Origin of the sequence: Chryseobacterium oryctis (genome assembly GCF_025971925.1) — a bacterium.
Taxonomy (GTDB): Bacteria; Bacteroidota; Bacteroidia; order Flavobacteriales; family Weeksellaceae; genus Chryseobacterium; species Chryseobacterium oryctis.
The window spans coordinates 148374-169977 of sequence record NZ_JAPDHV010000001.1; the positions used below are offsets into that span (position 1 = coordinate 148374).

The window sequence follows — 21604 nt, forward strand, 5'->3', positions numbered from 1 at the left end:
ATTGTCATGGCAATGACTAAAATGTTTAAAATTAATTATTTATATATTATTCTATTATTCGTTCTCTTTTTCTGTTCCGAAAAGCAACAGAAAACCGAGGAAGGAAAAGCTATTACAATATTAGTTCAGCCTTTTAAGGATTTGAATTCAGAAAGAGTTAATTTTGTAACAAAAGAAATAAAAAAGGTTTATCCTCACGTCAAAATCCTCAACCCAATAGATTTTCCTGAAAATGCTTATTACAAACCCAGAAACAGATACAGAGCGGATTCAATTATTAAATTTTTAAGTGAAAAAACTCAAAATGGTTTTGTAACGATAGGATTGACTTCAAAAGATATAAGTGTTTCTAAAGGAAATATAAGTGATTTTGGAGTAATGGGATTAGGATACAGACCAGGAAAAGCATGTGTAGCTTCAGCTTTCAGATTGAATAAGCAAAAAACTAACGAACAGTTTTTCAAAGTTGCCATTCATGAGCTGGGTCACACACAAGGCTTGAAACATTGTCCTGAAAAAATGTGTTTCATGAGAGATGCGGAAGGAAAAAACCCAACAGATGAAGAAAAAGATTTCTGCAAAAAATGTAAATCGATTTTAATAACTAAAAATTGGAAATTTAGTTCAATATGAAAACAATATATATAGATTTTACTGAGATTGGAGATTACGAAGATTTCTATGCTCAGCTAAAGGAAAAAATCACACTTCCCGATTATTTCGGGGATAATTTGGATGCACTGTCTGATGTTATCAGCGGTGAATTGGAAATGCCTTTGCACATTGAATTTGTAAACATGAGTGTAGACCAGTTAGAAATTTTTGAGGATTTACTAACTACTCTGGAAGATGCCGAAGATGAAGTGGAAGATTTCTCTTTTACCTATTATCTTGAACAGTATGAAGATGATGAAAATGAATAGTTTCAATAAAATAATAAAAACAAAGACTCGCAGAAATTCTGCGAGTCTTTTGGTCTGTCTACTAATTTTTGTTTGTTTTTAAATTTTTACTGTTTTATGAATTTTAAACTTTGTGAAACTTCCCCTTTCACGAAAAACTCCAATACGTAAGTTCCTTTTGATAATGAAGAAACATCAATCTGGTTCCCAACAGAATCATAGGTTCTTACTTTTTGACCGACCATATTGTATAGCTGTGCTTTATCAATTTTATTTGCTCCTTTTATATTAATAACATCTTTTGCAGGATTCGGATAAATAGATATTTTATCTTCATTATGTTTTACTCCCTCATTTGTAGATAGATAAGAAGTAATATCAAGATAAAAAGCTACTACCTGAAAAGATGAATCCCTTCCAACACCTACAATTTTTTTACCATCTTTAGATATTGCTAACGGAAGAGCCATTATGATACCCTGAGTATTAATCCCTAAGCTTGTAGCATAATCATTTAAATTAACTCTTCCACCTGCTGCAGTCCATATAAAACCTTCTCCAGCCGCCGCTGGTCCAGGAAAAGACCTGAAATAACCTAATACGGTTCCACCATCAGCGGAAATTGCTGTTGCTGCACCTCTGAAGAAGGCTGAGGAATTTGGATGTGTTATGTATATAAGTCCCGTTGTATTATTCCAAACATAAGGGTTCGGAATTGCGGAACCAATTATTGTATTTCCATCTGATGAAACACCTCCTGCTTCACCAACATTATTACCACTATTATCTGTAATGAAACTTTCTACACCATTTACCCATTTTGCACCTCTTCGCGCTCCATCTGCTTGATCTTGCCACCCTACAACTACTGTTCCGTCATCATTTACCGCATTTGCTCTTGAACTTCTTTCAGGCACAATACTACCCAAATCTACTACTCCATTGGTTGCATCCCATTTTACAGCGTGTGCCATAGCTCCTGTAAGCCATCCCAAACCAACAATTGTATTTCCATCGGGAGTCATTCCCCAAGTAGAGCTTACACTTCCATCCCAACCTGTAGGAACAAGCCCTCCTCTATTCGTCCAGGTTGAAGTTGCAATATCATAAGTAGAAATTTCGTTAAAACCTGTTGCTGTATTAGTTATTGTAGATGCAATTTTAGTCCCATCAACAGAAATAGGAGCATTTCCAGCCAATGGATAGCCATTTGCAACCGTACCAATCTGTACTAAACCATTTACAGCATCCCATTTAAATACCCCTCCACTTGTACTAAGACTTACAATTCCATTATTAGAAACACCTCCTGGTGTATAGGCACCAACTGCCATTACTGTTAATTGAGCTTCAATTTGTAAAAAATTAAACAAGAAAAGAGCTGTAGCAATTTTAATTGATAGTTTGTAAATATTTCTCATATGTTTAGATTTAATGTTTCCTGATTATGGGAGCAATATTAATATTACATCTACTCATTGAAAAGAAATCAACTTTCATAATTCATGAATTCTATAAAACATATATAAACAAAACATTAATTTACAATGCTTTATAAAATTCATGAAACCTTCTCTCACTTACTTTATTTAGCCAAATACGAGATATTTAAAATTTATTTTTTAATAATTTTTGTTTGATATGTCTTTCCGTTTTCAAAAGTAAATTCTACAAAATAATTTCCACGGATCAACTTATTCATTCTCATTGAACTTATTCCTTTACCTTGCTCAGAAAGTACTAATTTACCATCAACAGCATATACATTTAGTTTTACTACATTAATTTTAGAATTAATATGCAATACATCTTCTACAGGATTTGGATAAAAACTAAAATCTTTGCTGTTTCCTACTTCGTTTACAGCTAAACATCCTGAAGAATTTACTGTAACAGCCAGACGAGTAGTACTTTCACACGCTCCAACCACTTGAGAGGCATAATAGGTAGTACCACTAACCAACACAGTGTTAGCAGGAAGTAAAGTTCCCCCCGTTGCATCTGTATACCATTTTATATTAGATCCCGAGACAATTAAATCGGTCAGAGTTTGTGATGAACAAAAAACCTGAGAAGAGTTCCCTGTAGGAGCAGGTGTGCTTCCGTCACATATTTCAAAAATTACATGATCTAAATAAGCAAAATTCCCTGCTTGATTCACATTGTTTTTTATTCCTTTAAAATTTACTCTATTCGTTCCTGCGGGAAGCAGTATATTTTTCGTAACCCACTGAGTCGCATTTGGAGTAAAAATTGATGAAGTTATACCCCCTGTATTTAACTCTCCCGATTTTCCGATTTCATAATCATGAGCTAATGTATACGTTTGACCTCCATCAGTTGAATATTCTAATAAAATATGATCATCTGCAAAAACAGTCTGAAGTGCAACAGGCATTGTATATCGGTTAGCCGCTGCGAATTGAAACGAAACACCAACCTGCCCATTAGTAGAGTTATTAAAAACTGGGGATTTAACATTATAGGTAGACAAACCTGCACTGTTATAAAAATTATACATTAAACTTCCGCCAGTACCTCCATTGGGCGAGTTTACTGAGGTATTCTCAACAACAATAGTTGAAGGATTGGAATAGTCCCATTGACTCTGAGTTGTACTTCCTCCAAAATTTTCAGTGTAAGGAAAGTTGACCTGTGCACCAATTAATATAGGAAAAAAAGCTAAAAGCTTAAAAAAACGAAAGTAGTTCTTCTTCATAAATAATAACATTAATTGTTATTTTCCAGATAACTTTAAAAAAGACATTTTATAAAATTATTCTAAAAAAGTAAATTCAAAAATTACTATATCATTAACATTTTGAATTAATGATTACAATATTAATATTATATTTACCCATTGAAAAGAATTAAGCTTTCATAATTCATGAAATTTTAAAGTTTAAAGTTTAAAAACAACTAAAAATCAATTACATAAAAAAAAATTACATTGGATAAAGATTTCACTGAAATATTGAAAAAAAGTATAAAAATTTATATTTTTTTACTTTTCTCAATATTTGTTAATGGACAATCAAGCCCCGATTTTAATATTTTAGCTGATAAAGCTTTTCAGAAATTATATCAAAATCCTGATGATTGTATCAATTACTCGTTAAGCATTCTGATCAGTGACCAAAACATTGAGCATCGGATTGTATTACGAAACATTATTTCTCAGGCTTATGCCATGAAAGGAGATTATGTACAGGCTGTAAATATCTCTAGCCAGAATGATGAATCTTCTGAAAAAGAAAAGCTATCTTACTTCATGCAAGTATTTGCAAACTACAGTCTTGCAGATCAATATCAGAATTTAGATCTTTATAACCAGTCTCAAAAAATCATCTCAACCCTTCTTACAGACAAAAAATTATTAAATAGCGACGATTTAAAAATAAAAGCCACAGTTGGAAAGCTGTATCAATTACAAGCCTTAAACCTAGGAATCAAAAAATATAATTTAGCCCTAGAAAATCTAAATAAAAGTGATTCTTATCTTAACTATAATAATGAAGAGAATTTTATTCTTAAAATTGAGAACAGGATTTTCAGTTCTGTTTATCTTATGCGTCAAAACAAGATGGAAGAAGCAAAAAATCTTCTTGAGGGTACCTTATTACTTATAGAGCAAAACGGGAAACATTATTATTATCTCAAATCTTTTGTTTACGAAAATTTAGCACGATACTATTTTCTGCAAGGGAACTACACTCTGTCTATCAAAAATTCAGATACTGCTCTTTCAAATCTTCAAAATCTACCTTATAACACATTAAAAGCCAGAATATATGAGTTATTAGCAAAAAATTATTTTGCATTACATAATGATGAAAAATATCATGAATACAACAAACTTTACACTGAAACCAATGTAAAAATAGACACAAACACTAAAGAAGGTATTCGATACATCGTAAAGCTAGTTGAAAACTACCACAACAAAAGTCTTGAATTTCAACAACAAAATGAATTAAAGAATTTTTGGATTATAACTACATTTTTTTCTCTAGCTGCTATTATTCTATTGATTTATTTTTTGTCACTTAATAGCAAAAGTAGGGATTTGAAAAAGCAGTCAGAGTTCTTTGTAAAGCAAAAAAAATGGGAAAGCACCCATCTGGAAAGTACTCAAAAAGAATTAGAACACCAAGAAGTAATTCTTACTGAGAGAGATACAAATAAAATTTCAAAAGAAAAAGAAGATGAAATTCTTCAAAAGCTTGAAGAATGGGAACTCTCTCATGCTTATTTAAGTAAAAGTATGTCGCTTTCCACGCTTTCTGTACACATGGGGGTTAATACAAAATATCTTTCTGAGGTAATTAATTCTAATAAAGGAAAAAATTTCAACGGATATATTAATGAACTGAGAATTAATCATATTGCTCATTTATTAAAAACAAACCCTACCTTTTTGAATTACAAAGTGAGCTATTTAGCTGAATTTTCAGGATTTTCTTCTCACAGTGCATTCACAACTATCTTCAAATCTATTACAGGCATGTCTCCTAATGCTTATATTCAAGAAATCAGTAAAAACAGAGTATCATGAGAATAATTTTTAAAGCCTTAGTATTTGCTTTTTTAATATATGGAATGACTGTTACTGCACAAGAAATCCCGTTTGATACAATATTAAAAAAAGCCCGTTCAGAAATCTATAATAATCCGGACAATTCAATTGCAATTGCCAATAATTTATTGAAAAAAAATAAAAATGTTGATCAGACAATTCAAATATATATGCTTCTTTCAACTGCAAACATTGCGAAAAGAAATTTTGATGAATCATTACAATATATTTTGAAAGCAAAAGAATTAGCTCAAAAATCTAATAATCCCAAAACCCAAGTAAGGGTTCTAACTACCGTTGCAATTCAATATCAACAAATGGAACTTTTTAGTAAAAGTTTTGAGACATTAGAAGAAGCTGATATATATTTAGCCAAACTTCCGGATAGTATTCCTGAAAAACACATTGAAACAGCACGAGGCTATGCCATTCGTGGAATGATATATAAAAGCCAGTCTAATTCTGAAATTGCTCTTAAAAAGTTTTTAAAATCTATTGAAAGCTTTGAAAAAGCAGGTTCTAAAAAAGATACTTATGCCAATATAAGTGTCGTATATTATAATATTGGCTATTGCTATCTTTACCTCAACCAAACTGATAAAGCCCACGAAGCTTTTGTACAATCTATAGACTATGCCAAAAAGAATAATGCAAAAAGTTTAGAAGCATTTGCTCTAAAAGGGATGTCTGAACTTTATAAGCAAAATCGAGAAAACCAAGCTGCTTTAAACCTTTTAATAAAAGCGGAAAATCTATGTAGAGAGACTAAAGACCTTATTTTAAATGAAGGTATTTATAAAGAAATGGCTGACAATTATTTGGCAATGGGCAAACAAGATTTATATCAAAAATACAATAGAAAGTTTTTTGAAATGCGCTTCAAAAGAGGTCAAAATGAGCTAAAATCCATCAATCATGACATTAACAACCACAATAGTGAAACTTTGAAGAAAAGTGAAAAGATTAAAACCCATTATTATTGGCTCAAGTTTTTTGTCATTTGTTTGGGTTCTATCATTATCATCTTTCTTTTATATTTTATATTAAAAACCAAGAAACAAAATAATAAATATCAAAAAGAAATTCAGCAAATGCTTCGTTCTTAATGTATTTTAAATTTATTTTTTATCAATTTTAGATTTATAAATCTGAAATCATTAAAAAATATTATAAAATAAAAATCCCTGATTTTGTATCAGGGATTCTTTATATCGGGTAATTTTAAAATTATTTACCTATTACTTCAGTAATCGGGTTTCCGACATTTCCACTTGGAAACTGGATTTTCAGTAATGCAGACACAGTTGGTGCAATGTCTGTCATATTATAAGGTTTATTACTTTCCCCATGTTGTATTCCCCAACCCATAAATAATAACGGAATATGTGAGTCATAAGAATTCCAAACACTGTGTGTCGTTCCTTTCTTTGCATAAGGAGGAAGCATTGAGTCGTGAGAAATCAATTGAATATCACCACTTCTCTGTCTATTGATTCCGTTGATAATTCTTTGTTTAATTGGTTCAGGAATTGTTGATTCCTGAACTTTATCTGTAGAAACAGCATATAAAACCGTAGGATCATTTTCCACCTCATGAATAGCAAATTCTCTTACATCATCCAATTCAAGTTTATTTTCCTTCATCAATTTTCTATCAAAATAAATCTGATAATTGTCAATTGCATTAATCAGTTTATCAACCCCAAACTTTTCTTTTAATTTTTGATTGATATTTTGTTCCATCCCTTCTCCGAAGAATCCTGTTGTAATTTTATGTTCCTGTAAAAAACCTACAGAATGTGCTCCTCCATGATCCGCAGAAAGAAAAACAGTATACTGCCCTTTTCCGATTTTTGAATCTAAATAATTGAAAAATTGAGCTAAATCCTGGTCTAATCTTAAATAAACATCTTCTACTTCAATAGAATTTGGACCAAATTTGTGCCCAGCATAATCTGTAGAAGCCAAATTAACTGCTAAAAAGTCTGTAATATCATCACTTCCTAACTTTTCTCCTTCTACAGAAGCTTCAGCCATTTTCAAAGTCAATGTATTTCCAAAAGGAGTATAACGAATGTTATCCTTTTTTTCCTGATAATCCTTAGCTAAATTATTATATGGAAAAGTAGGTGTTTTTGCACTTCCTAAGAGGCCTTCCCAAGGCGAATTATCTGGTGAACTTTCTGTATATTGATTAATTGGAAGAAGTGTATTCCATCCGTTAGCAACCAATTTATCAGGCAAATTCTGAGAATTAAAAGATTTTACCCATTGAGGTAAATCATTCATATACCAAGTACTTGTAATAAAGTTTCCTGAAGAATCATCAAACCAGAAAGCTCCAGTTGGAGTATGACCTGCAGGAAGAATAGATGCTCTGTCTTTTAAAGAAACTCCAATTACTTTTCCCTGAAAATTTGTTGCTAATCTCAACTCATCAGTTACTGTTGTTGACCAAAGATTTTTTGGAGAATGGCTTCCTGTTTTAACGTTTGTTGTTCCGACAGGCTGAACGCTTTCATCAGTTGTGCAGTATACATTTTTACCTGTTACCTTATCTGTCCAATCATTCCCTGCAATTCCGTGAATCGCCGGAACCGAGCCGGTATAAATAGAAGTATGACCTATTGCTGTCACGGTAGGAACATAATTAATATGAACATTATTCAGAGAATATCCTGTATTCAACAATCTTTTGAAACCATCATTTCCATATTTATTATAAAAACGATACAAATAATCCCATCTCATCTGGTCTACCACCAAACCCACAACCAGTTTTGGTCTTTCCACCTGAGAGTTCTTGTTTTTCTGAGCATTGATTGTAATTACGGAAAGAAAAGTAGCTGCCGCAATCGAAATTTTCCTAAGCATCCAGTAAATTTTTATTTGATGCAAATTTACACTTTTTGAAGGTTTTGGAATATGAAGTTTTATTCAAATTTGATGCACTTTCAGCTATTATAATTATTTCAAATATTTTTATTGACTAGCTTCATCCATTAACAAACAAATACCTAAAAGCATCAACTAATCTCAAACAATAACAAAAAGATTTAAAGTATCTAAATTTAAATTAGAATATTTTTTCTAAATTGGTTGATGCAAATCAAAATATTAATCAAATGAAAAATCTAAAAAAACTTACAAGAAAAGAGCTTGTGAACATTAGTGGAGGTGATACAGCGTATGCATTTTGTGATGAAAGCGGAGTGTGTCCTCCAACATTTCCAAGTAGTGCTTCTACTTACTGTAGTAACGGAATTTGCTATAGAGTAACCAGTGGAGGTGGTTCTGGCGGAGGCGGATGCAATGAACCGCAAAGACTTTGCCAACCTTGGGAAACAGGTTGTGGATGTGTTTACTAATGTAACTTTTCCTTTCAAAAACAAAAACCTCGCTCTAAAGAACGAGGTTTTATGATTATATAAATCTAAAATTAGAATTTCAAATCTCCATTTACTTCTCTTACAGCTTTTGCTGCTTCAGCAAATTTTGCTTTTTCTTCTTCAGTAAGAGTTACATTTACGATTTTTTCTACTCCATTTGCTCCAATTATTGCAGGAACACCTAAGCAGATATCGCTTTCTCCGTATTCTCCGTCAAGCATTAAAGAACAAGGAATCATTTTTTTCTGATCACAAGCAATTGCCTGAACCATTACAGAAACTGCTGCCCCCGGAGCATACCAAGCTGAAGTTCCTAATAATTTCGTAAGAGTAGCTCCCCCTACTTTAGTTTCTTCAATTACATATTTTTGTTTTTCTTCATCTAAGAATTCAGTTACAGGAACTCCGTTTCTTGTAGCTTTACTCAATAAAGGAAGCATACCTGTATCACTGTGAGCTGCGATTACCATTCCATCAACATCAGAAATCGGAGCTTCTAAAGCTTCTGCTAATCTGTATTTGAATCTTGCTGAATCTAGTGCACCACCCATTCCGATAATTTTATTTTTCGGAAGACCTGAAGTTTTGTGTACTAAATAAGCCATTGTATCCATTGGGTTAGAAACAACGATGATAATTACATCAGGAGAATGTTTTACCAGGTTTTCAGTAACATCTTTTACAATTCCTGCATTGATACCGATTAGCTCTTCTCTCGTCATCCCTGGTTTTCTAGGAATACCTGAAGTAATAACAGCTACATGAGAACCTGCAGTTTTGCTATAATCTCCTGTTGTTCCGGTAATTTTTGTATCGAATCCGTTTAAAGATGCTGTTTGCATCAAATCCATTGCTTTACCTTCAGCAAATCCTTCTTTAATGTCTACTAAAACTACTTCTGAACAGAAGTTTTTCATAGCGATGTATTCTGCACAACTTGCACCTACAGCGCCCGCACCTACTACAGTTACTTTCATTTTTATTTATTTTTTAAATTATTGTTTTATGTTCAATTCTAAATTTGTAACAGCCCAAATTTAACAATTCCTGAAAAATTGAGCAATCTTTCAGGAATTTTAATTATAATTAATGAAATTTATCAACTTTTAAAAGAACTAATTGGTGAATTTTCATTCAAAAATCTTAATTCTAACACCTAAAATCCGACAATATTTGCAATTAATTATAGTTTAGGTCTAAAATATTTTAGGAATAATAATTTTATCCGGGTTCTTTTCATCGTACAAAATATTGATTTTTCCTTCTTTGGGTATTGAGACAATATTTAAGAGGCTGATTATTTCTTTATACACAGCAATATGTTCCTTCCCTCTATAATCTGAATACTTCAACTGAAACATTACTTGTGGTTGATCATTTATAGTTAATCCGGTTTGGCTTACATTCAAAATCTCAGCTTCTGCATTTCTTCCTGCAAAAAGTATTCTCTCATCTTTATTTACTTTGAAAAGTAACCCTTGCATGAGTATCATGTCAAACAGAATATACAGTAACATCATAATTCCGCTAAAAACAATAGGATGCATAAAAGTTAAAAAACGCCATCCGAAATCATATGATTCTTTGTTATAGAAGTATATATAGAGACCCAATATATAAGCTATTAATGCAATTATCATTAAAACTTTAAATATTATTGCTTTAACATTCCATGATACTTTTTGGTCTTTCAATATGAAATAAGGAGGGTGATTGAAATCAGGATTGAGTAATATTTTAACAGACTTTCCTTCGTCATATCTTTTTTCATTTGGTTTAGTATCAATAAAATACATTTCATGTTCAATCAATACATTTCTATAATTATGGAAAGACAATAAAATTTTTATAAAATTGTAATTTGTCTTAGAATTAAAATGAAGCAATTGATATTTAACCACTTCAGCATCACGAAAAATACCGTTTTTTGAAATTTTTTCCATTCGGTATTTTGTGATAAAATCTTTAAAAATAAGTTTCGTTATTAAATACCCAACTACAAATAACCAGATTAGCAGTGATAGTCCCAAATAAATATAGCTCAGAAATTCTGAGCTTTTAGGTTCTGAACCCAAACCTGAAGTTTTAAGATAAATAAATATCGGAAATGGGATACAGAAAAATAACATGTAAAGTGCCCAAAAGACAGACCAAAATTTCATATTTCATATTTTTGATTGTCTTAAAGGTAAAAATTATTTCAATAATGAGTAATTCCCTAAACTTCTTTATCGAAATACAACATATAATATTTTCCGTTTTCATCTTCACCCTGAGCCAGTTTTTGGCGGTCACCATGAATATAAATATGGAAGTTTTTATCTAGTTTGATAATACTTTTGAAATGTCTCTGTGTCTTTTTAACAGCAGTTTCGTTAATAGGAAACTCTTCTGCAATATTGATTTGCATATCCTGCTCGTAATCTGTTTTAAAGTTTACAAAACTTTCAATTACATGCTCATCTCCCAAAACTTCTTTCGTAAAATCATCTAATTTAAATTCTTCTTTTTCTTTGAAAAAATTAATTGATTTATTTAAAAAATCTGCCTGATCCGCCTTAGAAACCTCAAATTCTTGTGGCAATTGCTTCGTGATATAATCTTTATACACCATCAAAGCTTCCTGCGTATGAAAATATTCATCATCACGCTGTTTTACCTTTAAAAAATCTTCAAACCAGTAATACATGTCTCCGTTTTTGTTGTTGTCTACAACAGAAAGGACATAACCAGTCTCTTTATCGTTATTATAAATCAAAGCTGCTTTATCGATTTTAGATAAGCCAATTCCTTGATCTTTTTCTATATCAAAGGTTTCATTTTGAGGGAAAATTTTAAGGAAAGATTCTCTTTTTTCTGTTTTAAAAATGCCTATTTTATCAACTTTCTCTCCATTTTCTCTTTCATCTTCAAAATATACAATAAACAGTTCTCCACCTTGAACTCTTGGATTTTCGGCAGCCTCAAAAAGGTGTTTTGCAATGTTTTCGGATTCCCAAATAAATTTGGCTTTGTCATCAAAAATTTCAGACACAGAACTATAAACCGGATTATTGACCAGATAAGTATCACTATAAAAATGATATGTCTCTTCTGACTTGAATGAACCTAAAAAATAATCTTCCAGTAACTCTGCCATTCCCTCTTCCAACTGCAATTCTTCCTGAGAAAGTATCAAAGATTCTCCGTTTATTTTATTTCCTACTCTGTGTACTATGATTTTTGAAAACATTTTTTATTAAATTTAGCTACAAATATACAGCGGATTCTGAAAAGCTTAAAGAGTAGGAATAAATTAAATCACATTTTAAAATGAAAAATCTCAAAAAAATCTCTAGAAACGATTTAAAAGAAATTAAAGGCAATGGATTTATTACCAAATGTACAGGTAAAGAAGAAGGTGCTTTTTGCGACTGGGTAAGTGCTGGTGGATATGGCACAGGCTCATGTGGATATCAAGGAAGTATTTTCATTTGCATTCCTGACTAAAATAAAACAGAAAACCCTGAGTCTTTGCTCGGGGTTTTATTATTTTCTTTACTACTCTTTCCTTTAGTTATTATCTACAAAATATAACATTTAGTCAGAATAAAATAATATCAAGAATTTTTGTCCGTTTTATTACTATGACAGGAAACAACACAAATGTTAATATTTTATAATTAACATTTCTTTGAACCTCCTGATTATAAACACATCATGTAAATTTTGAAAAAATATTATTTATATCGATTCTAAATAATGAAAATATTTAGTATTTTTGGTATAGTTTTAGTCACCAAAAAAGTATCTGAAAAATATTAATTATGATGAGTGTACAAATGCAAACGATCAATCAAAAGACGGCTATTGAGTATTTAAAATTTTTCTATCCTCGACTTCGTAAAGAAATTACACAATTATCAATTCAGGATAATTTTGCAGGAGTAATCCAAACCATTATAGACTATTTAAAAAATCTTTTACAAGAATCTAAGATTAGTATTATAGCCCATCATATTAAACTAATGGACTGTATTTACAGAAATGGAAATTGCTATGTGAGAAGTATCATAGAAAATCTTTTTATAAGATCATTTGAAAGTTTCAAGAAACACGCTAAAATTCAGCATTGGAGACTTCTTTACCAATATATGCCTGTAAGTTTCCAAATCGTTTATAACGAACAACAGAAGAAAGATAAATTATTCTTTGGTAAATAAAACTTGAAATAAAAAACTCCTCAAGCATTTTGCTTGAGGAGTTTTTGCTTTTACACTACAAATTCTACTCAGTTTAGTATTTAATTTTAAGTTAAAGAAAATTTACCAGTAAAAAGCCTATTCCTGTAGCAGCCCAAACGGCTATCATTCCAGGAATCATCATACTATGATTAACAAGGTATGTCCCTGCATGAGTAGTTCCTGACCTATCAAAATTAATTGCAGCTAAATCACTTGGATAAAAGCAAAAAAAGAAATAAGCATAAGAGGCAGGAATACAAGCAATAAGAGTATGTACAGGAATCCCTAGAGAAATTCCCAACGGTATCATCACCAATAATACCGCAGCCTGACTTTTCAGGAATGCTGATACACAAAACATCGCAATGGCAAACGTCCAGGGATGCTCACGAACTATATCACTAATAAGATACAGAATATAAGGTTTATTATTTTCTATCACACTTTCGCTCATCCAGGCAATACCAAAAATCATAATGACAGCAACCATTCCTGCGTTGAAAACTTTAGTATCAGATATTTTTTTTGCAGAAATATTTGTTACGAATAAGATAATAGCTCCCACAGCAAACATCACAAACTGCAATACAACACTCATTCTCAACGGCTTGCCTTCACCATCAAGAGGAAGAAGTTTTTCAGGAAAAACAGCAAGTATAACGATGGCTAAAATACCTAATAAGAAAAATGTTAAAGCCCTACCAGACTTAGTGTTAGTTTCAAGTTCATTGCTTTGCATCTCACCAAAAATGTATTTTCTTTGTTCAGGATCTGCAATTTTAGCCTGAAATTCAGAATCATTTTCTAAATCTTTCCCTCTTTTAATACTCCAAATAGACGCAAGAAGAAGACCAATAAAACAAGAAGGAATTGTAATTTTAAGAATATCTATTAAACTGACACCCAATCCCGCTGTAGCAAACATACCGACCAGTGCTGCGGCGGCGGCAGATATAGGACTTGCCGTAATTCCGAGCTGACTGGCTATCGCGGCAACAGCCATTGGTCTTTCCGGGCGAATTCCCTTTTTGATAGAAACATCATAAATTACAGGCAAAAGAGGATAAACGGCATGCCCTGTTCCTACAAGCATTGTAAGAAAAAAAGTACTCATAGGAGCAAGAAAAACAACAAATGATGGATTTTTACGAAGAATTTTTTCTGCAAACTTTACAATAAGTCCCAACGCGCCTGTAGCCTCAAGAGTTGCTGAAGTAGTTGCTACAGCAAGAATAATCAGCATAACTTCTATTGGTGGTTTAGCAGGAATTGCCCCAAAAACAAAAACTAATAATGTTACTCCAAGCCCACCAAGCATTCCCAAAGCAACACCTCCGTATTTAATTCCGAAATAAATAATGACTAAAAGCAATGCCAATTGAGTCCAAAACAACATCGAAGCCTTAGGATCTTGAGGTTTTTCACCCATTTCTTCTTCATGTTTTATTTTATTTAGGCTAATCACTTTATTATCGCCTTTATTTTCAGAAGCCACAATAGTTTTTTCGATATCAAGAGATGGAATTTTAATTTCTTCTTTTAACGTAGTAGCCAAAGGTATGACCGGTTCTGCAGCATTTAGCATGTTCAACTGTAGTGTGCACAATAGCACAGCTAAAGCCATTAATGCTTTTCTTAAAATTGAAAATTTCATAATTAATTTTTTATAAAAGTTGTATTAGAATCTCCCTTGTACCTGGACTATAAACAGATTGCTGTTGTATTGATTAGTATTTTCCATCTGTTTTTTATAGCGATCCATTTGGAGTCCCAACTGTATTCTTGCACCATAATTTTTCAGGAATTCCAGTGCTATCATTGGTGTAATAGTCTGTCGAGGGTTAGAATTTAATCTAAAATTGCTATCCAAATATTCATAACGAACCGATAAATCAATAGCATTAAGATTGTGATAGTTTACTTCGTATCTCAGATTGGGCAAAAAATAAATACCTCGTACTAGATAATCATCGGGATTAGATGTTCTGACATTTTCAGCCAAAGAATTGTACAATACGTGATTGGTTGCCTGCTTAGCCTCCAATTGTATATCTAGACTCAAAAGAGAGTTCAGTTTCACGTTTCCTGTAACATCTACTCCAACTGCATAAACTTTTTTACTGAAAACTTCCCCAACTCCCCCATTTAATCCTAGGTTTAGATTGTATTTCGGAGATAAACCCAATACCAAACGTGTAGAATATTGCTTACCATTATCATTATCGTTGATTTGATTTTTACCATTTCCATTTACCACAGACACGGCATATTGCAAAGGAAGTTTCCCCAGTTTTACCTGTCCTCCAACTGAAACTCCTATTTGGAAACTTGTCCACCCTAATTTGCCAAATTGTGAATATTGATTAGACCAATCTAATGACCTGATGATATCAATAGGATACGTTTCTTCAATACCAAACCATGGGCGAAATTGTCCTACTGTAACAGCTATTTTAGGATTTAAGGTATATTTTATATAGGCATTTTCGAGAACGCCTCCTTTAGGATCATTTTTAAAATCAGCGAGGTTAGCTAGTACAACCACTTCAGTTCTTTTACTAATCTGGACTTGTGCCTGAGCTCTCATATATTTAATTAGAAAACCATTATCAGTACCACTATGGTCGCTATGATGCAAACCATTTACATCTACATCTTTGGTCATACCTAATGTATAACGACTTTGAAAGAGTCCTTTAAATTGAATTTGGGGGTACTTAATCTCTGGGGCTTTCGGTTTTACTGACAATGAATCTGCTAATGGAGCACGTACGGAATCTTTAGTTTGTGCATTACTCAAAATAACTCCTACAAATAACGGAACAAATACTAAGTTCCGAAAATTTCTCTTTCTCATAAATATTTCATGCTTTTCTCTATATAAAGGTCTGATTTTTCATTTCATTTTAAAAGAGGATAAACATGTCTTATTTCAGGTCGTCATATGATTCATAACATGGTGAAAAACTTTTATATCAATAATTATTTTATTAAACTTCTGATCATTGTTTTGCTCAATACAGATACTTTGTAATGAGCATTTTTTTCCGCAAAAATCTATATAAAAAAACTGCTGTAAACACATGGTTTACAGCAGTTTTATAATTACTTATATATAATTATTACTTAACTTCTTCGAAGTCTGCATCTTGCACATCTTCACCTCCTGCATTATTTGCTCCAGCATTTTGAGCTTCTGCACCTTGAGCTTGCTGTCCTGCTGCATATAACTCTTCTGAAGCTGCCATCCAAGCTGCATCTAATGCTTCTGTTTTAGCCTTCACATCATCTGCATTTTTAGCTTCAAAAGCTGTTTTCAATTCTCCATGAGCTGTTTCAATCGCAGCTTTTTTGTCAGCAGATAATTTATCACCAAACTCTTTCAATTGTTTTTCAGTTTGGAAGATTAATCCGTCTGCTTTGTTGAATATTTCAACTTCTTCTTTTCTCTTAGCATCTGCTGCAGAATTTTCCTGAGCCTCTTTCTTCATTCTTTCGATTTCTTCATCAGAAAGACCTGAAGATGCCTGAATTTTAATAGATTGCTCTTTACCTGTTCCTTTATCTTTAGCAGAAACACTTAGAATACCGTTTGCATCGATATCGAAAGTAACTTCGATTTGAGGAACTCCTCTTGGCGCTGGCGGAATATCTGTAAGGTCGAATCTACCAATCTCTTTATTGTCGTTGAACATTGGTCTTTCCCCCTGTCCTACTCTGATACTTACAGCCGGCTGATTGTCAGAAGCTGTAGAGAATACTTCGGATTTCTTAGTTGGGATTGTAGTATTAGCTTCAATTAATTTAGTAAATACAGAACCCATCGTTTCGATACCTAAAGAAAGCGGAGTAACATCAAGAAGTAATACATCTTTTACATCCCCTGTTAATACTCCTCCTTGGATAGCCGCACCAATAGCTACAACCTCATCTGGGTTAACTCCTTTAGATGGTTTTTTACCGAAGAACTTTTCTACTTCTTCCTGAATGATTGGGATTCTTGTAGAACCACCTACCAAGATAACCTCATCGATGTCAGAAACTGAAAGACCAGCATCAGACAACGCTTTTTTACAAGGCTCCATAGATCTTCTTACCAAATCAGCAGATAATTGCTCAAATTTAGCTTTAGTTAAAGTTTTCACTAAGTGTTTAGGACCTGTAGCTGTAGCTGTAATATACGGAAGGTTGATTTCAGTTTGCGGAGAAGAAGATAATTCGATTTTAGCTTTTTCAGCAGCTTCTTTCAATCTTTGAAGAGCAATTGCATCAGATTTTAAATCTACACCTTCTTCAGACTTGAATTCATCAGCCATCCAATTGATAATAACATCATCAAAGTCATCACCCCCTAAGTGAGTATCTCCGTTTGTAGACAATACTTCAAACACCCCGTCACCTAAATCAAGGATAGAAATATCGAAAGTACCACCACCAAGATCATATACAGCGATTTTTTGGTCTTTGTGGCTTTTATCAAGACCATAAGCTAAAGCAGCTGCTGTAGGTTCGTTGATAATCCTTTCTACTTTAAGACCAGCAATTTCACCAGCTTCTTTAGTAGCTTGTCTTTGTGCATCATTGAAATATGCAGGAACAGTAATTACCGCTCTTGTTACTTCTTGTCCAAGATAATCTTCAGCAGTTTTCTTCATTTTTTGAAGCGTCATTGCAGAGATTTCCTGTGGAGTATATTCTCTATCGTCGATTTTTACTTTTACAGTATCGTTTGGTCCGGAAACCACTTTATATGGTACTCTTGATATTTCAGAAGCATCATCTTTAAAGTGAGTTCCAATAAATCTTTTGATAGAGTAAACAGTTTTCGTTGGATTCGTTACAGCCTGTCTTTTTGCAGGATCCCCTACTTTTCTTTCACCATCTTCTGTAAACGCTACAATAGAAGGAGTTGTTCTTTTTCCTTCTGCATTAGGAATAACAACAGGGTCTTTCCCCTCCATTACAGCAACACAAGAATTGGTTGTTCCTAAGTCGATTCCAATTATTTTACTCATAATATTTTTATTTTTTCTAAATTTTTAATTCAATTTACATTCTCAATTTCTCAATATTTATACCATTCATTTTTTTATGACAAATTGACATATTCAAGCCAAAAACATAGAAGAATTTAAGGTTAAAAAAATCATTAATCACCCCAAAAACTCAATTTAATATACAAGAAGGCTCATTTATTTAATGATTGTTGTTTTGTCATAAACATTTAACAATCATTATCAATTTTGTCATTTTAGATTCAAATAACTTTTAAATTGTGTCTTTTAAAATTATCCGTTATACATTTATATTTATTGTTATTTTTTAATAACTTTAATCTAATTAATCCCATTAGAATAAAGGTTATTTAACTAAACCTTAACGTTAAAAAGCCTTCTGAGACGCAATGAATCATTATTTTTGATAAAATATAAACTAACGAATGTCATTACATTTTAATCCGAGAGATATTACTTGGCTTGCCTTTAACGAAAGGGTTTTACAAGAGGCCATGGACGAAAAAGTTCCTTTACATTTAAGAATCAGATTTTTAGGAATCTTTTCAAACAATTTAGATGAATTTTTCAGAGTACGCGTTGCCGGTCTAAAACGTGCAATGGATTTTAAAGAAAAAGTAATTGCAGAATCTTTTTATCAGCCACCCTCAAAGATTCTTCAGAGGATTAATGACGTTGTTATCCGACAGCAGCAAAATTTTGACAAAACCTGGAAAAAAATTCAGGGAGAGATGGCTGAACACAAAGTTTTCATTAAAACTTCAAAAAATTTAACTTCTAAACAAAAAGAATTTGTCAGAACATATTTTGATGAAGTTGTAGAATCTAATGTTATTCCCATTCTTCTCCACGAAAACACCCCAATGCCTTATATGAGGGATAAAAGTCTTTATCTTGGAGTTGCTATGAGAAAAAAAGACTGGCAATATTCTAGTAATTATGCCATTATTGAGATTCCTTCAAGGTTTGTAGGTAGGTTTGTTTTGCTTCCTACAGAAAATCCTGAGGAAAAAAACGTTATGCTATTGGAAGATGTGATTACATTCAACCTACCTCATATTTTTTCTTATTTCGGATATGATGAGTTCTCTGCCCATGCCTTTAAAGTGACAAAAGATGCAGAATTAGATTTAGACAACGACATCCGAACCAATTTTGCAGAAAAGATTGAAAAAGGATTAAAGAACCGAAGAAAAGGAAAACCTACTCGTTTTGTTTTTGATAAAGATATGGACAAGGCCTTATTAGAATTGCTTATCCGAAAATTAAATCTAACAAAAAAGGATAGTATTATTCCTGGTGGAAAAATTCATAATTTCAAACATTTCATGGATTTTCCGGATGTTTTTGAAGACTATGAACGACCAATTGAAAGAACATCTTTCACTCACCCAGCTTTTCAACACGGGGAAAGAGTCACCGATGTTATTTTAAAACATGATGTACTTCTAAGCTTTCCTTATCATAAATACAATCCTGTAATTGACCTACTCCGAGAATCAGCACTGGATCCGGATGTAAAATCTATTCAGATTACAGCTTATCGTTTAGCGAGTAACTCAAAAATCATCAATGCTTTGATTTATGCAGCAAGAAACGGCAAAGAAGTGACAGTAATGTTGGAACTTCAGGCAAGATTTGATGAAGAATCGAACCTTAAATGGAAAGAAATGCTGGAACCTGAAGGAATCACTGTTTTGGTAGGAATTCCTAATAAAAAAGTTCATGCTAAACTTTGTATCATTAAAAAAAGAGCACACAACAAAACCATTCAATATGGTTTTATAAGTACAGGAAACTTTAATGAAAAAACAGCAAGAATTTATGGTGATCATTTAGTAATGACCTCGGATCGTGGCATAATGGCAGACATTAATAAAGTTTTCAATATATTAAAGAAGCCGAAAGATGATTATCTTCCTGTATTGAAAACCTGTAAAAATTTATTAGTTTGCCCACAATTCATGCGTGAAAAGATTGTTCATCATATAGACAAAGAAATTGAAGAGGCCAAAGCAGGAAGAAAAGCAGAAATGATTATTAAAGCCAATTCTTTAAGTGACAAAGCTTTGATTTTAAAGTTATATGATGCCGCTTCAGCTGGAGTAACGATAAAAATGATTGTGAGAGGAATTTACTGCGCTGTTAATCAGAAAAATTTTAAAGAAAAGATTAAAACAATCAGTATTGTAGACGAATATCTTGAACACGCGAGAGTAATGTATTTTTACAACAAAGGAGCTGAAGATATGTATATCTCTTCTGCAGACTGGATGACAAGAAACCTTGACTATAGAATTGAAGCCGCCGTAAAAATCACAGACAAAAATTTAAGAAAAGAACTAAAAGATATTTTAGACATTCAGTTGAGAGACAATGTAAAAGCTCGTATCTTAGACAAAAAATTAAGCAACGAATATATCACGAATGACAAGGAAGCATGTCGCTCTCAAATCGAAACCTATAAATATTTAAAAGCCAAAACGAAAAAAGAATGAAAATCGCAGCCATAGATATAGGCAGTAATGCAGCCAGACTTTTAATAAATGAAGTAAAGATTAATAACAAACAACCCGAATTCATCAAACTAAATCTTTTAAGAATACCTCTAAGATTAGGAATGGATGTATTTACCTTAGGTAAAATTGGAGAAGAAAGGGAAAAAATGGTTATTGATTCTATGAAAATTTTCAGTGACTTAATGAAAATTTACAAAGTAGAACATTACAGAGCCTGTGCTACAAGTGCAATGCGAGATGCAACCAACGGGAAAAGTATTATTGCCAATGTAAAGGAAACTTCAGGCATTAATATTGAAATTATTTCCGGAGATGAAGAAGCGGCTTTAGTTTTTGAAAATCATATTGCGGAAGGCTTAGATAAAGAATTTGCTTATTTATATGTTGATGTTGGAGGAGGTTCAACCGAACTTACATTCTATGAAAATGGCAAAATGAAATATGAAAAATCTTTCAATATAGGAACCATTCGTTTACTAAACAACTTGGTAATTGTCGACAACTGGCAGGAAATGAAGGATGAAATCAAAAAAAATATTGTCAGTAAAAAGCCTATTGTAGCTATTGGTTCTGGAGGAAACATCAACAAAGTTTTTTCGATGAGCAAAACCAAAGACGGAAAACCAATGTCACTTTCTCATCTTAAAAAAGTTCATAAAGAATTGAACGATCTTACCGTTGAAGAAAGGATGACGAAACATAATTTAAGAGAAGACAGAGCAGATGTATTGGTTCATGCATTAAAAATATTTAACAATGTAATGTCTTGGGGAGAAATCAACAAAATTTTTGTTCCTAAAATTTCTGTTGCAGATGGTCTTATTCATAACATTTACAGTAAACTATAGGATAAAAAATAATTTTCACATTCAATAAATTAGAAAACCAGCTATATTTTATTAGCTGGTTTTTTATTTGGAAACAACAAATTCTTTTACTCATAAATTTAAAGTAAAATAAAACCTGAAGCGTCATAAACA

At 32.3% G+C, this 21604-nt stretch carries 18 protein-coding genes; 9 read left to right on the plus strand and 9 right to left on the minus strand.

Annotation, left to right across the window (positions count from 1 at the left end; genetic code table 11):
* The first annotated feature begins 6 nt into the window (after positions 1-6).
* Positions 7-633: a matrixin family metalloprotease gene (locus OH806_RS00755; RefSeq protein ID WP_264741780.1), complete on the plus strand. Its 627-nt coding sequence runs from the start codon at positions 7-9 to the stop codon at positions 631-633.
* On the plus strand, positions 630-923 hold the full coding sequence (locus OH806_RS00760; protein WP_264741781.1) for a barstar family protein: 294 nt from the start codon (positions 630-632) through the stop codon (positions 921-923). Before OH806_RS00755 ends, OH806_RS00760 begins: the two co-directional genes overlap by 4 nt.
* An 86-nt stretch (positions 924-1009) precedes the next feature.
* On the opposite strand, the gene OH806_RS00765 is transcribed toward OH806_RS00760, so the two are convergent.
* Both OH806_RS00765 and OH806_RS00770 read right to left on the minus strand, forming a co-directional pair.
* Positions 1010-2323 (minus strand): T9SS type A sorting domain-containing protein, encoded by a 1314-nt coding sequence (locus tag OH806_RS00765; protein ID WP_264741782.1) that lies wholly within the window; start codon positions 2321-2323, stop codon positions 1010-1012.
* Between the two features lie 194 nt (positions 2324-2517).
* Complete coding sequence (locus tag OH806_RS00770; protein WP_264741783.1) at positions 2518-3621, minus strand: T9SS type A sorting domain-containing protein; 1104 nt, start codon at positions 3619-3621, stop codon at positions 2518-2520.
* Between the two features lie 231 nt (positions 3622-3852).
* On the opposite strand from OH806_RS00770, the gene OH806_RS00775 reads away from it, so the two are divergent.
* A complete protein-coding gene (locus OH806_RS00775) occupies positions 3853-5457 on the plus strand; it encodes a helix-turn-helix domain-containing protein (protein ID WP_264741784.1) in 1605 nt (534 codons plus the stop codon).
* Entirely contained in the window at positions 5454-6584 is a 1131-nt protein-coding gene (locus OH806_RS00780; RefSeq protein ID WP_264741785.1) for a tetratricopeptide repeat protein, read from the plus strand. Before OH806_RS00775 ends, OH806_RS00780 begins: the two co-directional genes overlap by 4 nt.
* 121 nt (positions 6585-6705) lie before the next feature.
* Here the strand turns inward: OH806_RS00780 and pafA are convergent, their stop codons facing one another.
* On the minus strand, positions 6706-8352 hold the full coding sequence (gene pafA, locus OH806_RS00785; RefSeq protein WP_264741786.1) for an alkaline phosphatase PafA: 1647 nt from the start codon (positions 8350-8352) through the stop codon (positions 6706-6708).
* Between the two features lie 251 nt (positions 8353-8603).
* On the opposite strand from pafA, the gene OH806_RS00790 reads away from it, so the two are divergent.
* Complete coding sequence (locus tag OH806_RS00790) at positions 8604-8846, plus strand: bacteriocin-like protein (protein WP_264741787.1); 243 nt, start codon at positions 8604-8606, stop codon at positions 8844-8846.
* 71 nt (positions 8847-8917) lie between these two features.
* On the opposite strand, the gene OH806_RS00795 is transcribed toward OH806_RS00790, so the two are convergent.
* The 3 genes from OH806_RS00795 to OH806_RS00805 form a co-directional block, all read right to left on the minus strand.
* Positions 8918-9844 carry a malate dehydrogenase gene (locus OH806_RS00795; RefSeq protein WP_264741788.1) on the minus strand — a complete coding sequence of 309 codons (927 nt, stop codon included), beginning with the start codon at positions 9842-9844 and terminating at the stop codon, positions 8918-8920.
* Between the two features lie 219 nt (positions 9845-10063).
* Entirely contained in the window at positions 10064-10810 is a 747-nt protein-coding gene (locus OH806_RS00800) for a hypothetical protein (protein ID WP_264741789.1), read from the minus strand.
* A gap of 275 nt (positions 10811-11085) precedes the next feature.
* Positions 11086-12099, minus strand: coding sequence for a nucleoid-associated protein (locus tag OH806_RS00805; protein ID WP_264741790.1), 1014 nt, complete (start codon positions 12097-12099; stop codon positions 11086-11088).
* Between the two features lie 80 nt (positions 12100-12179).
* Between OH806_RS00805 and OH806_RS00810 the strand changes: the two genes are divergently transcribed.
* Complete coding sequence (locus tag OH806_RS00810; protein WP_264741791.1) at positions 12180-12356, plus strand: bacteriocin-like protein; 177 nt, start codon at positions 12180-12182, stop codon at positions 12354-12356.
* A 317-nt stretch (positions 12357-12673) separates the two neighbouring features.
* Positions 12674-13069 (plus strand): DUF7674 family protein, encoded by a 396-nt coding sequence (locus OH806_RS00815; protein ID WP_264741792.1) that lies wholly within the window; start codon positions 12674-12676, stop codon positions 13067-13069.
* A gap of 91 nt (positions 13070-13160) precedes the next feature.
* On the opposite strand, the gene OH806_RS00820 is transcribed toward OH806_RS00815, so the two are convergent.
* From OH806_RS00820 to dnaK, 3 genes are all read right to left on the minus strand, one after another.
* The gene (locus OH806_RS00820; RefSeq protein ID WP_264741793.1) at positions 13161-14744 is read right to left on the minus strand and encodes an anaerobic C4-dicarboxylate transporter; all 1584 of its coding nucleotides are present in this window, start codon (positions 14742-14744) and stop codon (positions 13161-13163) included.
* A 24-nt stretch (positions 14745-14768) separates the two neighbouring features.
* On the minus strand, positions 14769-15947 hold the full coding sequence (locus tag OH806_RS00825) for an OprO/OprP family phosphate-selective porin (RefSeq protein ID WP_264741794.1): 1179 nt from the start codon (positions 15945-15947) through the stop codon (positions 14769-14771).
* Between the two features lie 265 nt (positions 15948-16212).
* On the minus strand, positions 16213-18105 hold the full coding sequence (gene dnaK / locus OH806_RS00830; RefSeq protein ID WP_264741795.1) for a molecular chaperone DnaK: 1893 nt from the start codon (positions 18103-18105) through the stop codon (positions 16213-16215).
* Between the two features lie 425 nt (positions 18106-18530).
* Here dnaK and ppk1 point away from each other — a divergent pair, with 425 nt between their 5' ends.
* Together ppk1 and OH806_RS00840 are read left to right on the plus strand one after the other, a co-directional pair.
* Positions 18531-20603 (plus strand): polyphosphate kinase 1, encoded by a 2073-nt coding sequence (gene ppk1 / locus OH806_RS00835; protein ID WP_264741796.1) that lies wholly within the window; start codon positions 18531-18533, stop codon positions 20601-20603.
* Positions 20600-21472, plus strand: coding sequence for a Ppx/GppA phosphatase family protein (locus OH806_RS00840; RefSeq protein WP_264741797.1), 873 nt, complete (start codon positions 20600-20602; stop codon positions 21470-21472). Before ppk1 ends, OH806_RS00840 begins: the two co-directional genes overlap by 4 nt.
* Positions 21473-21604 lie beyond the last annotated feature (132 nt).